Annotated in this window: 14 protein-coding genes; 12 read left to right on the top strand and 2 right to left on the bottom strand. The window is 52.3% G+C overall.

What is annotated here, in order from left to right; translation table 11 throughout:
* The first annotated feature begins 7 nt into the window (after nt 1-7).
* Both FHS16_RS17970 and FHS16_RS17965 read left to right on the top strand, forming a co-directional pair.
* Nucleotides 8-961, top strand: a complete 954-nt coding sequence (locus FHS16_RS17970; protein WP_183565487.1) for a hypothetical protein — start codon at nt 8-10, stop codon at nt 959-961.
* On the top strand, nt 958-1,830 hold the full coding sequence (locus FHS16_RS17965; RefSeq protein ID WP_183565484.1) for a sugar phosphate isomerase/epimerase family protein: 873 nt from the start codon (nt 958-960) through the stop codon (nt 1,828-1,830). Before FHS16_RS17970 ends, FHS16_RS17965 begins: the two co-directional genes overlap by 4 nt.
* Before the next feature lie 27 nt (nt 1,831-1,857).
* On the opposite strand, the gene FHS16_RS17960 is transcribed toward FHS16_RS17965, so the two are convergent.
* Complete coding sequence (locus tag FHS16_RS17960; RefSeq protein ID WP_183565481.1) at nt 1,858-2,709, bottom strand: helix-turn-helix transcriptional regulator; 852 nt, start codon at nt 2,707-2,709, stop codon at nt 1,858-1,860.
* A gap of 118 nt (nt 2,710-2,827) precedes the next feature.
* Between FHS16_RS17960 and FHS16_RS17955 the strand changes: the two genes are divergently transcribed.
* From FHS16_RS17955 to FHS16_RS17915, 9 genes are all read left to right on the top strand, one after another.
* Nucleotides 2,828-3,100, top strand: a complete 273-nt coding sequence (locus FHS16_RS17955; protein ID WP_183565478.1) for an acyl carrier protein — start codon at nt 2,828-2,830, stop codon at nt 3,098-3,100.
* Nucleotides 3,101-3,145: 45 nt separating this feature from the next.
* Nucleotides 3,146-4,276 carry a hypothetical protein gene (locus FHS16_RS17950; RefSeq protein ID WP_183565475.1) on the top strand — a complete coding sequence of 377 codons (1,131 nt, stop codon included), beginning with the start codon at nt 3,146-3,148 and terminating at the stop codon, nt 4,274-4,276.
* On the top strand, nt 4,191-4,709 hold the full coding sequence (locus FHS16_RS17945) for a hypothetical protein (RefSeq protein WP_183565472.1): 519 nt from the start codon (nt 4,191-4,193) through the stop codon (nt 4,707-4,709). The genes FHS16_RS17950 and FHS16_RS17945 overlap by 86 nt, the downstream gene beginning before the upstream one ends.
* On the top strand, nt 4,618-5,358 hold the full coding sequence (locus FHS16_RS17940; protein WP_183565469.1) for a class-II aminoacyl-tRNA synthetase family protein: 741 nt from the start codon (nt 4,618-4,620) through the stop codon (nt 5,356-5,358). The genes FHS16_RS17945 and FHS16_RS17940 overlap by 92 nt, the downstream gene beginning before the upstream one ends.
* 496 nt (nt 5,359-5,854) lie before the next feature.
* On the top strand, nt 5,855-7,657 hold the full coding sequence (locus FHS16_RS17935) for a sensor histidine kinase (RefSeq protein WP_183565466.1): 1,803 nt from the start codon (nt 5,855-5,857) through the stop codon (nt 7,655-7,657).
* 5 nt (nt 7,658-7,662) lie between these two features.
* Complete coding sequence (locus FHS16_RS17930) at nt 7,663-9,252, top strand: response regulator (RefSeq protein WP_183565463.1); 1,590 nt, start codon at nt 7,663-7,665, stop codon at nt 9,250-9,252.
* A 144-nt stretch (nt 9,253-9,396) separates the two neighbouring features.
* Complete coding sequence (locus FHS16_RS17925; RefSeq protein ID WP_183565460.1) at nt 9,397-10,752, top strand: ABC transporter substrate-binding protein; 1,356 nt, start codon at nt 9,397-9,399, stop codon at nt 10,750-10,752.
* Nucleotides 10,753-10,886: 134 nt separating this feature from the next.
* On the top strand, nt 10,887-11,768 hold the full coding sequence (locus FHS16_RS17920) for a carbohydrate ABC transporter permease (RefSeq protein ID WP_183565457.1): 882 nt from the start codon (nt 10,887-10,889) through the stop codon (nt 11,766-11,768).
* Between the two features lie 15 nt (nt 11,769-11,783).
* On the top strand, nt 11,784-12,626 hold the full coding sequence (locus FHS16_RS17915) for a carbohydrate ABC transporter permease (RefSeq protein WP_183565453.1): 843 nt from the start codon (nt 11,784-11,786) through the stop codon (nt 12,624-12,626).
* On the opposite strand, the gene FHS16_RS17910 is transcribed toward FHS16_RS17915, so the two are convergent.
* Complete coding sequence (locus FHS16_RS17910; protein WP_183565450.1) at nt 12,627-13,895, bottom strand: DUF3895 domain-containing protein; 1,269 nt, start codon at nt 13,893-13,895, stop codon at nt 12,627-12,629. It abuts the gene before it with no gap.
* A 265-nt stretch (nt 13,896-14,160) separates the two neighbouring features.
* On the opposite strand from FHS16_RS17910, the gene FHS16_RS17905 reads away from it, so the two are divergent.
* Nucleotides 14,161-14,820 carry a pentapeptide repeat-containing protein gene (locus tag FHS16_RS17905; protein ID WP_183565447.1) on the top strand — a complete coding sequence of 220 codons (660 nt, stop codon included), beginning with the start codon at nt 14,161-14,163 and terminating at the stop codon, nt 14,818-14,820.
* The last annotated feature ends 60 nt before the right edge of the window (nt 14,821-14,880 follow it).

Genomic DNA, 14,880 nt, shown 5'->3' with positions numbered 1-14,880 from the left:
GACGGACATGGATACAGTCGTTTATCGTCCCGAAAGCCCGGCTGGGCTGGCCGCGCTCGAATGCACGGCATCATGCATCGTAGCGGCGATAACGCATTCCGGCGGTGATCCACGCTATTTTCTGCTGGGCTACTGGCATATCGGATATTATGACGGCATGCTGATGTCCGTTCGGAACATGAAGTGGATTGATTTGTGCTTCGAGTACGGAATCCGATTCTACCTTACCTCGGGGAGCGCCGAGGATGTAAGCTCGCTGCTCGATGAAGGCGGAATGGCGATCGTATTATGCAGAGCCTCCAGGCTGCGATTTTTCCCGAAGTCCATGCTGGGCTTTGAGTCGGCTGGTTTCTACCATAGCATTCTGCTCCATAGAAGGAGTGACGGAGAAGGCGTGGGCTGTTATGAGATCGTTGATCCGGTAGCCGGTTATGCGGGAGAAATGACAGCAGAGGAGCTCTCGCACGCCAGCGTGCGAAGGAATGAGCTGGTGTACTGCAAGCTGGTTTGGGACGCTGCATATAGTCGTCCCACTCGACAAGCATCGCTGCGCAAGGAGTCGGTTGCGATTCTGAACAGTTATCGGAAGGAATCAGGCAGAGCTTTCAAGCTATTTTGCGCCGATGTTGCAGCCAGTGCCGATTGGGAAGAAAAACGGCGCAGAACGTGGGCGGAACAAAACATGATCGCGCTCTCCGCCATGACCCGGATGCGAGGTCTCGTATGGCAAAGCTATCGCGAACTTGGATCATACTCGGAATGGGAATCGGCAGAGGGTGACCGAAGAGCGGAGGATGTGAAGCGCGGCTGGATGAACGTGAATCTGCTGTTGGCGAAGCTTGGGAAACGCCGGCCGGCAGGGGACCTACGGGAAGGGCTGCTGCGCAAGCTGGAGGGAGCCCGGCTTGCAGAGCTGGAGCTTCTCGAATATTTGGCGGCGAGAGGCGGGTCTGAAAGATGAACATTCATCTATGCTCCATTTCGTTCAGGCATGAGCTGGTCTCGTTCCCGGAGCTGCTGGATTTCGCGGCGCTTAATGGCTTCGCGGGCATTGAGCTGTGGGGCGCGCATGCCGCGGCCATGGCCCGCCGCATGCCGATGCAGGCGGCCCGTGCCGTGCTCGGCATGCGGCGAAGGGGGCTTAAGGTCGTCATGATCAGCGGTTACGTGCCGTTGCTTGCCGAGGCGGAGGAGCTTTATGACGCTCAAGTTTGGCGGCAATGGAAAGACTTGATCGCGCTGGCGCGCATGTTCGAAAGCGACAAAATCCGGATATTCGCCGGGCATAAGCCCAGTGCGCAATCCCGGGAGGAGGACTGGCAGCTAGCCGTTGTCAGACTGCGGGAGATGGCGGGACTGGCGTGGAAGCACGGCATTCGCACCGTCATCGAGACGCATCCCGGCACGCTGGCAGACAATTTGGCGTCTACGCTGCGCTTGATTAGGGAGGTCAATCATCCCATGCTCGGCGTGAACCTGGATTTCCTGCACCTATGGGAAGCGGGCGACGATATTGCGAACGCGTATCAGAGACTATCGCCATGGACGATGCACTACCACTGCAAAAACGTACGGAGCCGCCGCGAGCTTGCCGTCTTCTCGCCAGGCAACGTGTATGCTCCCGGCGGGACGCGGGAGGGCATGGTTCCGCTGGCGGAAGGCGCCGTAGACTATGAAGCCGTATTTTCGCTGCTCCGAGACGAGGAGCCACTAGCCTCCTTCTCCTTGGAATGGTTCGGAAGCGATCCCTACCGCTATTTGTCCGAAGAGATTGCCTGGATCAAGGCACGGCCCTGCATGCTAGAGCTGAATGCCGCGTCAGGCCGCTAACGAGGGTTCAAGTACGCACCATTTGTCTCATACATCCATCGTCTTCGCCCGATATCGTCTTCGGTATTCGATGGGCGTCATGCCAAGCCTGTTTTTGACCATGGCGGTGAAATTGCCGGGGTTGCGGATACCGACGTGCTCACAGATTTGTTTGACTGGAGTTTCTGTATTCTCCAAATAATGAAGCGCCTTGCTAACTCGCAGCTCGTTCAGATGCCGGATGGGAGACACGCCGAAAATATGGCTGAATTCCTGGCAGAAGTAGTTGGGATTATATCCAATCGCGCCGGCGATTTCTTGAAGCGAGAGATCGGGATTGCCCAGATGCTTGCGCATATACCGGACGGCATAGACGATGGGCAGACTGCTTTTTTTGCGCTTATGGGCTTTGGACGGGTGGGCTGGGGACTCTCGTATTTCCTCCGCCTGGGGGAGGGCGGAATGGCTGTCCGGCAGAAGAAAGCACTCCATCAGCATGAAGAACAGCAGGCTGCTGACTTGCACGCGCGTGACGATATCCTCCCCATCCATCGTCAGCTGATAGGCTTGGAGCTGCATCAATATTTGCTTGCTGAGTGGATTGATGTGACCCTTCAGCGATGGAGGGAAGCTGTCTAATTCAAGAAGAGCAGGGAATTGAAAGTCTGCTGCCTGGAGAGCAGGCGACTCATCTGAAGCAAGCCTGACGGTCTGCAGAGGCGCGATCAGAAGCGGCTGGCCAGGTGCCAGGATCTGTATGGAATTGCCGACATCACAAGAGAAGCTTTGCTGCTGCGACCACAGCAGTTGAAAGCCGGAGCTTGTCCACTCATCCCGGGAGATATTTTGGAAGCGGTCGAAGCTTAGCGGAATGAACCGGGAAATCTGCCATTCTAACATGAATTATCCCCCTTAACCAACATCATGAGGCCGGCACTTAGCTGCGGATTCCAGATATAGCTATTATAGCTAAAAAGGGCGAGGCGAAGGAAACAATTAATAGACGGGAGTGTGCCCCATGTCCATACATGCCGCGAGCAGCGATACGGTTCAATATTTGAAGAAAAAGATAGCGGAAATGACCGAAAATCCGGTTCTGGAATTCGATGCGGATATCTATGCCCAGATTCGCGATATGGGCGTGGACTCGCTTCGAATGATTCAACTGCTTGTTCACATCGAACAGCATTTTGACATCGCGTTCGACGATGACGAGCTGATTATCGATTATTTCGCCACCATCGATCAGTTTGCCGCAAGCATCGCCAGAAAGCTGGCCTCAGCGGTCTAGGCAAGAGATGTTCGTTAGGACAATCCACACAAGGAGGATGACGTCATGACAACGAAACGGCTGCCCATGCACGACCACGAATACAAGACGTATCCCAACATCGCCCATTTATTCTGCATGATCGGCAACCGGGAGGAGACGCTCCCGTGGGTGTACAACAATTTTATTCAACTCGTTTATTTCGGATCGCTCCGCAAGATCGACTATACCAACAAACAGGACAGCTTCTTTGACCCGCTGCTGTTCGACTGTCCATGGCTTCAATTTCAATTCATGCACCGGGACACCGTAGCGCAAAAATGGAACGGAAGCATCGTCCAATTCGCGATCGACGCCATTGATATGGGGCAGTACGTATACTTTTTGGCCGATCAGACGCATATTCGGGAATCAGATGCTTACGGCAGGCATGCGCACAATCACGACATGTTCATTTACGGCTACGATAAGGCAGCGGGAAGGCTGCATATCGCGGACAATATGCGGAGAGGGAAATACGTCGAGACGTCATGCTCCTTCGCGGAGATGGAGGCTGCTTACGCGGCTGCCGACCCGGACAGCGATTGGTTTGACCGGCGCGTGATGTCAGTGTCCTTTAAGCCGAAAACGTATTTTCAGTACGAAAGGAATACGGCTTTCGATTCGTTGTCCGCCGTGGACGCGATGGACCGTTATGTCAGGGGATGGAAGCCGTCCTCTTACTTATGCTTGGAAAACACGTACGGGATTAAGGTGTATGACCGTATTCAGGAATATTTGCAGGGGCTTGAGCAGGAGCGGGACGTGGTGGATATCCGCTTGCTGCATATTTTGTGGGAGCACAAAAAGCTCATGCGCAGAAGACTGCGCTTCATGCTCGAGCACGATTTCCTGCGGGACGCTTCGCTCGATTCGGCTTATGCAGAGGTGGAGAGAGGACATGGGATCGCGGTAGGTATGCTGCTCAAATATTCGGTGAGCGGAGACAAGAGGAGCATCGCGAAGGTAGCCTCCCTCTTGTCCGACGGGGCAACGCTGGAGAAGGAACTGTTGAACAAAGCCATAGCAGGGACGCATCATCGTCCCATGTATGATAAGGGAGGTGCTTTGAGTGGAGAAGATTCGGTTGTCCTGCAAGGACATATTGACCGCAAACCAAGCAGAATCGCTGATATCCAAGCTGGCATACAGCATTGAGGGCGTCCGCGGCTGCGACTGGAATTCCGAAAGGATGGAGGTGGTCATTGAGCCCATAAGCATGGACTCCTGCGAGGCGATTGCAGCGACGGTAGAAGCGATGATCGCCGAGGAACGAGGGATCCGGACGCTCGGAAGCAGGACGATTAAGCAAACGCCCGCCAGATCGGGCATTTCGAAAGGAGGCTTTGATGACGGCCGCGAGAATACAGTGCAGCAAGCTTACGCGGCGGACGGAAGCGTCAAGCGTGATTATGCGGTGAAGCTGATCGGGCTGCTCGACCGGTTATTCGAAGGAATGGCGGTCCGCAGGGGGGGCGGCGCTGCGCCGATACCCGTCCATGATTGGGCTCGACACGCTGGAGAAATGCGGTTATATCCGCTCTTTCCCGCAAAATCTGTTCGTGGTGGGCGAGTTTCCCCATCGGTATGACACGCTTAGGGAGGTCAAAACGGCTGCGGACCCCGCTGCGCTTGCAAGGCAAAGCCGTCACGCCTTGGCGCCCGCGGTATGCTTTCACTGTTACGCTGAACTGTCCGGGCAAGTGCTGGACGGGCCTGTGCGGCTTACCGCGATGGGCAATTGCTTCCGTCACGAGGCGGAGTGGAGGGTGGGCAACCACCGGTTAACCGAATTCGGCATGAGGGAAGTCGTATTTGTCGGAGACACGGATTTCGTGGAGGAAGAACGAAGCTGGTGGATGCAGGAAATCTGGTCGTTGTTTGTCGAACTGGGCTTACACGGAAGCTTGACGACGGCGAATGATCCCTTCTATTTCTCGGAAGACGCGCTCAAAATCCAACATCAGAAGATGGCGTCGATGAAATACGAATTGCTGGCGGAAACGCTGGGCCGCAGTACGTTTTCCATCGCTTCTTTTAACCACATGGGGGACTCGCTTTGCAAGCCGTTCGACGTCAAGGGCCCCGCTGGTTTGCCGTGGTCATCGGGCTGCGTCGCCTTTGGCATAGACAGGTGGGCATTTGCGCTGCTGGCGGAATACGGTGCATGGGACGAGTGGCCGTCAGCCGTTAAGGATAGGCTTCATGGCCGTGCCATGATGCCGGCAACGCAAGGATGAAGGGATCACTTCTTTAACAAAAGCAAAGAGACCAAGGCCGGCTGGGAACGTATTTCTAGCCGGCTTTGTTGCGCGTATCGATTATGCCGGGCAGTATTATTCCGAAGCCCATGCAGACGGGGAAATGCCAACGCGCAAGACAGGTTAAACGCCTAACGCCTTGTGCGTTTTTAGTATCTATTTAAGCGACAAAGGCGCAACTAACGCAAGCTATCGAAACGAAGCAGCCGCTTCCTCTTGCAGCTCAAGGCGGCACCACGCTGCGTATTCCGCTGTTGACGCTGGAGCAAATATCGAAATCGGTAGACATGACGAATTTTTAATCTATCATCCATTGTAGCGGGCAAATAACGAATGGGGACTGCCCTTTTAGGTTGTTCGAAGCCTAAGGGGCAGTCCTTATTTTTATTTCCCATTGATTAAGCGCTTACGTTCGCCGTATATTATTTAGTAAAAAGAGTAAAAAAACAGCTTAACCTGCTCAGGGGGGCATCAAGTGAATGTATACAACCGGCTGAAGCGGTTCGAATGGTTCCGCAATCGATTAATCCGCAACAAAATTACGCTCGTCTATGTTCCGCTTATTATTATTCCCTTGTTCGTGCTTGGCTTTGCCTCCAATCAGATCTATACGAATGCCATTGTGGAGAGAACGGTAAAGAGCGTGTCGGATAATTCATCCTTGATCATTACCCAGATTAACGGCAAGCTCGCAAATGCAGTCAGTGCGGCGAATATGCTCACGCTGAATATGAACAAGGTGCTGGTCGAGGACCAGTCGGGAGCAGGAGGGCAAATGTCGGAGCTGCAGCTTTACACCAAAATCACGAATCAGCTAAGCTTCGCGCTAGTCGTATTCCCTGATGTGGAGTCAGCCGCGTTCATTGATCCCGACTATCATATATTCGGCTCCAATACGAGTATGGAAAGCAAGCAGGAGCTTGCGGCCGGAAGCGAGCTGCTGCGCCGGCTGCAGCAATCAAACGGAGCGAATATTTGGTTTCCGATGCAAAAACGCAATTATCTTGTGAAAAATGAAACGGTGCCGATCCTTACGCTCGGCAAGCGCATCGTGAATATTAATACGGGCGTTCCGCTCGGCTACGTCATTCTGAATATTAGGGAGAGCGCGTTGTCGGCCGTGTATGAGGATATCGGTTCGATCAAGGAAGGCTCTTATTATATCGCGGATACGGCTGGGCGCATCGTCTCCTCTAAGCAGGAGGAGGAGGTGCTGCAGCCGATTACAGAGCCCTCTTTATTGGAATGGGTGCAGAAAAGCGCGGTCGGAGCGAAGGTTCAGTCGTCACGGGATGGCGATATGCTGCTGATCAGCAGCGATATGCAGGGTCTTGGCTGGAAGCTGATTTCCCAGGTGCCCTACGATTTGCTAACGGAGGATACGAGGAAGATTACGAAGCTGATTCTGCTGATCGGCCTCGTTTGTTTTGTGATCGCGCTTTTCGTCGCAAGGCTGCTGTCCAATGTCATTTCCAAGCCGATTGTCCACTTGTCGCGCCATATGAAGAAGGTGAAGGAGGGAAACCTTGACCAGCAGATCGAGGTGAATTCCGGCGATGAGATTGGTCTGCTCGCTTCCGGGTTCAATACGATGATGGGGCGGGTCAAGGACCTTCTGGCGAACATCAGCGCGGAGCAGAAGAAGAAGCGGGAGTACGAGCTGGCCCTTATGCAGGCACAGATCAAGCCGCATTTCCTGTATAACACGCTCGATGTGATCTATACGCTGTCAGAGATGGGACGGGCTCGGGACGTGCAGCGCACGACGAAGGCGCTCGCGGATTTCTACCGGGTTGCCCTCAGCCAAGGCAAGGATCAGATCAGGCTTGAGGAGGAGCTGAGGAGCGTTAAGGATTACTTGTCCATTCAGCGAATCCGCTACTCCGACGTTTTCAATTATGAAATGGATGTTGAGCCTGGGGTGCTGGGCAGCATGATTCCGAAGCTGACCATTCAGCCCTTGGTGGAAAATGCGATCTATCACGGCCTGAAGAACAAGGCGACGTTTGGGCTGCTTACGATTACGGCTAGGCGGGAGGAGCAGAAGGTTGTTTTGACCGTAAAGGACGACGGGGCGGGCATGACGGAGGAGCGTCTTCATGATCTAAGAGCAAGCATGAGCGGCGCGCAGCAGCAGGTTGGTTATGGGCTAAGCAGTGTGCATGAACGTATATTGCTTTATTTCGGCGAGCCGTATGGCATACAAATCGAGAGCGAGAGCGGGCTCGGCACGACGGTGACGGCAGAGCTTCCCTATCAAGCGGAACAGGAGCGGTAGCAGCGATGCAGAAAGTAATGATCGTGGATGATGAGGTTATATTTCGAGACTATTTGAAAACGGTGCTGGACTGGGAAACGCTCGGCTTCGTCATTAGCCAGGAAGCCAAGCATGGCCAAGAAGCACTGGAGATGGTTGCATTGGAACAGCCGGATATCGCGCTCGTCGATATTACGATGCCGTTCATGGACGGGCTGGAGCTGGCCGAGCGGCTGAGGGCGCAGTATCCGGAGATCAGCATCGTATTGATTACGGGGCATAATGAATTTGAATATGCGCGCAAAGCGCTTAAGCTTGGCGTTGAGGATTACATCCTGAAGCCCTTCTCCAAGGATGAGCTGCTGCTCACGCTTGTGAAGCTGAGGCAGCAGCATCAGAAGGCGCAGGAGGAGAAGGTTACGCTTCGCGAGAACACGGAGCTGATGAAAGAGAGCTTCCTCAGCCAGCTGATAAGCCGAGAATATGCGCTCACGGAATCGGAGACCATCAAGCGGCTGCAGCAATTCGGCGTGCATGCGGAATCCGGCCTCTATGTCGCGGCCTGTATCGAGATTGACCATATGGACCGCAAGTGGAGCAAGGCAAGCGACCGGCTGCTGATGAAATATGCGGTCACGAATGTACTGAACGAGGCGCTGGAGGAGAGCGGCAATTATTTGATATTCAACGGGCCGGAGGGACGGATCGTAGCGCTCGCCCGTCACCAGGGAGGGCTTGCAGACGAAATTCCGACGCTGGAGGGCTACAAGAAGCTTTGCTTTCTCATCAAAAAATACTTGAAGTTTACGATTACCGTTGGCGTTGGTCGCAGCAAGGACGGCTTCAAGGGAGTAGCGTCCTCTTACCTCGAAGCGCTTGAAGCGCTGCAGAACAAGTTCGTGCTCGGCAATGACCGGGTAATCGCATATGGGGAGCAGCTGCCGAGCAGCGGGAATCAGCCTTTTTATCCTACAGAGGTGAACGAGGAGCTGCTAGTGCTGCTGCGTCTGAACAGCTGGGAAGCCATTGAGCGGAAGCTGGGCGACGTGTTCCAGACGATACGGGAGCGAAGGCTGCCTATCGATTATATTTATGTCATATGTATGGGACTCGTATCGGTGAATTTATCTTACTTCGAGGAGTCCGGCCATCCTGTCGAGGATTGCTTTGGCGACCAGTTCTTTCCGTATAACGAGATACGCAAGCTGGAATCGGCTGAGCTGACATTCGATTGGCTAAAAGAGCTGTTCCGCAAGGCGGTTACTTACAATAGCAAGCATCGCAATACCCGCTCTTCCCAAATCGCAAAAGCAGCGAAGGCCTATATGGAGCATCATTATGCGGACCCTGCGCTTCAGCTGGATCAGATCGCATCGCATGTGTTTATTAATGCCAGCTACTTGAGGGCGGTATTCAAGAAGGAGATCGGAATTACGGTCAGCGATTATTTAACGCAATATCGGATGCAGCAGGCAAAGGAGCTGCTCAGCCGCAATAACGTACGGTTGACGGACATTGCGGAGAAGGTTGGATACAACGATTCGGGGTATTTTAGTAAAAGTTTTAAAAAGTTTTACGGATATTCGCCTAGCGAGTACGAAAAGAGCCGCCATTAGCGGCTCTTTATTGCGAAAACCTGCGGATTTTACCAAAAGCACGCAGTTTCTTCATTATCAAGCTTCGCTGTTTTCCTTATACTCAGAAATGTAAATAGCATGGTCAGAAAGCTTTGGCTAGAACAAACTTTAGGGGGTCAAACGATGAAAAAGCTTGCAATTGCGGCGATGAGTTTTTGCATGGTATTTTTGGCAGCCTGCGGCTCCGCGGGCAACAATGAAGCTGTGAACGACAAAGCGGCTAATGAAGGAAACAAAGAGACGGCGACAAACGCCGCGCAGGAGGAAACAAAACCGGAGGAAGACGCGAAGCCGGTTAAGCTTCGGATTTATGCGCAGTATGCCGATGACGATACGAAGCTTCCTTACGATTACGCGGTAGCGGAATTGAAGAAAGAAATGCCGAACGTTGAGCTTGAGCTTGAAGTTCAGGCACAGGATGACGGCCAGAAATTAAAGACGTACGCGGCAACGGGCAATCTGCCTGACATTTTCCAAGCGGGTCTCGACATCATTACCACCTTCAAAAAATCCGGCAACATTCTTGAGCTGGACTCCTACGTTGATGAGCTTGGCTTCAAGGATAAAATGTTCCCAAGCACAATGAACACGCTCGTAGCGGACGACGGACACACGTATGCATTCCCGTATGCAGGCAATGAATTCGTATTGCTCTACTACAACAAAGAGCTGTTCGAGCAAAACAACGTAAAGGTTCCAACGACCTACGACGAGCTGATGACGGCAGTTACAACGTTTAATGCGGCAGGCATTACGCCAATGTCGATCTTCGCCAAAGAAAAGTGGCCGACGGTTGCACTGTTCGACATGTTCGTAACGCGCAACGAGCCGCAGGGCATCCTGAAGCTTGATAAAGGGCAGGCAAGCGTGAGCGATCCAGCTTACAAGGAAGCGGCGGATAAAATTATCGAGCTTGTGAAAGCAGGCATGCTTCCTAAAGGCGCAACGAATCTCAACTACGACCAAGCAGCGGCATTGTTCCACCAAGGCAAAGCAGCGATGTTCCTGAACGGACAATGGGAAATTGCCGAATCCACGAAGCAGCTCGGAGACAAAGCAGGCTGGATGTACTTCCCAGGCAAAGACGCAGCGAACTACGAAGCTAGCAAATATGCGTTCAGCGGCGGCGGAGGCCCAGGCGGCTATGCGGTAAACCCGGACACGAAAGACAAGGATCTGACGGCTAAGGTAGCCGCATTCTTATCGCTCAAATACGCTGAGTACAAATATACGGAGCGCGCCAATCCTCTCGTTTCTACAAAGGTAGATAAAGCGATCGTTACCGAATATCCTCCGATGATGAAGCAGCTGTCTGACGATATTGCCAAAATCACAAGCACGACTTCATTCGCATGGGGCTTGTCCGATGCGAAGTTCAAAGCAGCGATCGAGGATGCGTCACAAAGCCTGATGACCGGCGCATACAGCGCAGAGCAGTTCATCGAGGACGTGAGCAAGGCCGTTCCGGCAGCGAAATAGCAGCAAGAGCAAATGAAATAAAGGGTAAACGAGGCGGAACTCACTCCCATAGCAGCAATTGGAGTGGGTTCTAGCTCTCTTATGGCAAAACGCGGCATGGAACATATAGTCAGACTTGCAGAGGAAGTGATGAAATGAACAAATTTCTGGGGAACAAGACAGCGATACTTTTGTTTATATTGCCTGCTCTCCTCTTATACACTGTGATGGTATTTTACCCGATCGTCCAGACGTTTTTCCGCAGCATGTATGAGTGGGACGGTCTTTCGGAGGGCACTTTCATTTGGTTCGACAACTACACGAGATTGTTTCAGGACAGCTTGTTTTTCACTTCCCTTAAGAACGGCCTCATCTTCGCGGTAATCATTACGGTGACCCAGATTGGGATTGGATCGATTCTAGCTTTCGCGGTTGCGGATGCGAAGTTCAAAGGGCGCAAAATTTTGCGCATTAGCTTTTTCATACCGGTCGTGCTTTCGATTACGGTCGTTTGTCAACTGTGGCTGTCTATTTATAACGGCGAATATGGGCTGATCAACAAAATATTCGAAGCAATTGGGCTTGAATACAAGCAGGATTGGCTTACGAGCAGCAAGTCGGCAATTATCGCGATTGCGTTCGTAAATGCGTGGCAGTATATGGGGTATCATTTCGCCCTTCTGCTTGCGGGCGTGAAGTCCGTTCCTGAACAATATATGGAAGCTGCCCGTATTGACGGGGCAACGAAGCTGCAAGCCATTTTGAAGATCAATATTCCCATGATGGCGGAAACGTACAAATTTTGCCTCGTATTCGCAATTACCGGCGGGCTGAACGCTTTTGCCAATATGTATATTATGACAAGCGGGGGACCAGGAACCTCGACTTATACGCTCACTTATCTCATGTATCGTTCTGCATTCCGAGTAGGAGAGTTTGGTTATGGCAGCGCGGCCGCGGCAATTCTCGTCATTGAATGCCTGATCGCGACGCTTATTATTAACCGACTGATTGCTAGAGAACGCATTTCATACTAGAGGAGGCGTGCCCAGATGACCTGGATGATGAAGCTTAGAAAAAACAACCCGAGCATGCAGATCTTTTTATGGCTGTACGCCATATTGTCCGTGTATCCGCTCGTATGGATGATCTTTTATTCCCTCAAAAACAATGATGAAATATTCGTAACGAATCCGTTTGGACCGCCTGTGCATTTGCGGTTCGAGAATTACGTAGAGGCATGGTCGAAATATAATGTACCCTCATACTTTATGAACAGCTTATTGGTGGCGGTAGCGACTGTAGCGGGGGCCATTCTGCTTGCGGTTATGTTCTCCTATGCGGCTGCAAGGCTGCGCTGGCGGTTCAGCAAAATCGCGCATACGTATATTCTTGTAGGCATGTTTATTCCGATTCAAGTCATTATGATTCCACTTGCGATTCTCGTAAGGGACTTGAACCTGGCTAACACATACGGGGCGTTGATTATTCCGTATATCGCCTTTAATATTTCATTTGCTTCCATGGTATTTTACGGCTTCTTCCGTAGTATTCCGATTGAAATGGAAGAATCGGCCTGTATTGACGGCGCGAGCATTTACCGGACGTTCTTCAGCATCATGCTGCCGATCATTAAGCCTGCGCTTGCAACGATGGTCATCTTTATTTTCCTCAATTCATGGAATGAGTTCACGATGGCTGTCATTCTCATTACCAAGGAAAGCTTGAAGACGCTGCCGCTCGGCCTGCTGTTCTTCCAAGGGCAATTCACGACGGACTGGGGCGCTATGGGAGCGGCAATGACCATTGCGAGCCTGCCAACGGTTCTGATCTATATCCTGTTCAGTGAGCAGGTTGAGAACGCGCTTACCGTCGGCTCGGCTGTCAAAGGTTAATTATACTTTCTCATACACGCGATCCTCGGAATTGCTGGATGTAAGCTCGCAAAGGCGTTCCGCCGAGAGCTTGTCCATATAGGCAGCGACGGCAATATAAATCGCAGGCTTGCCGGTAGACATTCGCGTATCCTGCACGAGCTTCTGCTCAATGAGGAAGTTGGAGATGGCAAGCGTGCTGATGCGTCCGTATTTGAGCGCGTCGTTCACGACGCTTTGCGCCTCAGGAGGCAGATAGAACGGACTGGAACGTTTGGCGTCCGAGCTGCTTGTTTCAGTCTCTCTCCGCATGGCGGCGCCGAGCTTTCTGCCGGCCTCCTCGAATGTTTGTGCATCTTGATTAGGCGAAGCAGAAGGCTCATCAAATAGAAAAGCGCCTTGGCTCTCTGCCGCCTCGTCGAAGACGAATGCACCTTGGCTGCCTGCCGGTTCATCGAACACGAAAGCGGCTTGCCCGCTACTGGATTCGCCGAAGCTGAAGGCTCCTTGCTGCACAGCTTCCTCGCCAAAGAGGAAGGAGCCCAGCACGGTTTCGGGTTCTGCTTCCGTGAACTCCTGTGATGGCGGTGGTGGTGGATTACCCGCTGTATCCGTTAGCTGCATAAACTCGGGTTCCCGGGGATCATCTCCTATATCCGGCGGTGCATCATAATAAGTCAAAGCGGCCGCAAGCCGCTTTTTTCTATTGACGACATCAAGCTCGTGCAGCTTTCTGCGGAGACGGGCAAGCTGCCGATCGAGCAGCGGAAGCTCAGCATCGATTTGTGCCTGAATATCTAGCGGCACCTCCAGCTCCTCGGGAAGCGGCAGGAACAGATGCTGTCCGAGCTGCCAGCCATTCTGGTATTTGCTAAGCACTTCATTCAGTTCCCCGTCAAGCACATCGAAGCCTTTCATAATATCAGCGATAGCCTTGGCGTCAATACCGGTATGAAGCTGCAAATGCTCGATGCCGAAGTAACGAATAGTATTCGTTGGCACATGAAGAACCTGATGCTGATAGCGCAGCGAGCGCCCGCATTCGCACTTGGTGAGCGGCGATACTTCGCCGCTGTCGGTAAACCCGATATAGTCCCACTCCTCGATAAAGGACTCGATGTCCTCGAACTGCGCATCCTCGGGAATGAATTGACATTTTTTACGCGCAAGCTGCCTGGCGAACAACGTTCTTCTGCCGCGAACAAGTTCATGGTGCAAGAAATGGCGTTGCTCCTCTGACAGCTGCTCCATGATGCGGTCGCGCTGTTCCAGCGTCATCTCGTATTTCATCGCGCACCTCCGTATCTCTCTATGGCTATAACCCCATAACGGAGCTGAGCAGCTCTGCTAAGGGCTGGATTGTAATGTGACATGTTCGTTTCTTCATTATAGATGGGGAGGATTAATAAGTCATCAAGGATATGGATGTAAGCCGCAAAGCGAACGTCATACAATTGACATCTAATGAGCCTGCAATTGCGGAATGTTATCCGATATAATGTAGGTTAGGTTGAGCGGTTAGCTAAGAAGCTGCCGCAGGAGGGGGTTGTTACTAATGTCAGGCAAGGAAAAGAAGCTTGATTTGCCTAAGATCCCAGAGGGTCTTACGGCGCTTGACGTACCCGATTATGAATGGGCGGACGAGCATGAAATTAGCGACAGCATCATAGAGGATTGCGGCATTCACAATCAATCGGCGTATAAGCCCTGCTTCGATAGAGTCGTGTTTCAAAACGTAGTGTTTCGCGGCACGAGCCTGCGCAAAGCGGAGTTTACCGATGTTCGGTTCGTAAACTGCGATTTATCGAATATCGATTTGAGCGAGGTTATCCTGCACCGCGTTTCCTTCCATAATTGCAAGCTGCTCGGTATGGATATAACGGGCTCCACGCTGCGCAACGTTTGGTTCGAGCAGTGCTACGCGGATTATGCGGTGCTGCGCTTCACGAATGCCAAAGGCGTGAAATTCGAGAAGACGTCGCTGGCCAAGGCGGATCTTTCGAATATGACGATCGCGCAGTTTTATATGAAGGAAGCCAATATTGATCAAGCGCAGTTCTCGCAAACAAAGCTTGGCGGCGTCGATATTAGCAGCTGCGAGTTCAATGCCATTGGCGCGGGCTTGGAAGACTTGAGGCGCTGTATTATTTCACCGGCGCAGGCGATTACATTCGCGGCGCATTTCGGCTTAGTTGTAGATGACGGCACGAATTAAGCAGCCTTAAACAGCAGCATAGGGGTAGTTGGAAGATAGCTGCAAGCATGCGGCTATCTT

Origin of the sequence: Paenibacillus endophyticus (assembly GCF_014192395.1) — a bacterium.
Taxonomy (GTDB): domain Bacteria; phylum Bacillota; class Bacilli; order Paenibacillales; family Paenibacillaceae; genus Pristimantibacillus; species Pristimantibacillus endophyticus.
The sequence above is the reverse complement of the archived record's forward strand: the minus strand, read 5'-3'. Positions and strand labels throughout refer to the sequence as shown.

Bases quoted from the DNA above. Each gene is read 5' to 3' on its own strand.
- FHS16_RS17965 (WP_183565484.1), top strand. From the start codon at position 958: ATGAACATTCATCTATGCTCCATTTCGTTCAGGCATGAGCTGGTCTCG.
- FHS16_RS17950 (WP_183565475.1), top strand. From the start codon at position 3,146: ATGACAACGAAACGGCTGCCCATGCACGACCACGAATACAAGACGTAT.
- FHS16_RS17960 (WP_183565481.1), bottom strand. From the start codon at position 2,709: ATGTTAGAATGGCAGATTTCCCGGTTCATTCCGCTAAGCTTCGACCGC.
- FHS16_RS17905 (WP_183565447.1), top strand. From the start codon at position 14,161: ATGTCAGGCAAGGAAAAGAAGCTTGATTTGCCTAAGATCCCAGAGGGT.
- FHS16_RS17915 (WP_183565453.1), top strand. From the start codon at position 11,784: ATGACCTGGATGATGAAGCTTAGAAAAAACAACCCGAGCATGCAGATC.
- FHS16_RS17955 (WP_183565478.1), top strand. From the start codon at position 2,828: ATGTCCATACATGCCGCGAGCAGCGATACGGTTCAATATTTGAAGAAA.
- FHS16_RS17930 (WP_183565463.1), top strand. From the start codon at position 7,663: ATGCAGAAAGTAATGATCGTGGATGATGAGGTTATATTTCGAGACTAT.
- FHS16_RS17940 (WP_183565469.1), top strand. From the start codon at position 4,618: ATGATTGGGCTCGACACGCTGGAGAAATGCGGTTATATCCGCTCTTTC.
- FHS16_RS17970 (WP_183565487.1), top strand. From the start codon at position 8: ATGGATACAGTCGTTTATCGTCCCGAAAGCCCGGCTGGGCTGGCCGCG.
- FHS16_RS17910 (WP_183565450.1), bottom strand. From the start codon at position 13,895: ATGAAATACGAGATGACGCTGGAACAGCGCGACCGCATCATGGAGCAG.
- FHS16_RS17925 (WP_183565460.1), top strand. From the start codon at position 9,397: ATGAAAAAGCTTGCAATTGCGGCGATGAGTTTTTGCATGGTATTTTTG.
- FHS16_RS17920 (WP_183565457.1), top strand. From the start codon at position 10,887: ATGAACAAATTTCTGGGGAACAAGACAGCGATACTTTTGTTTATATTG.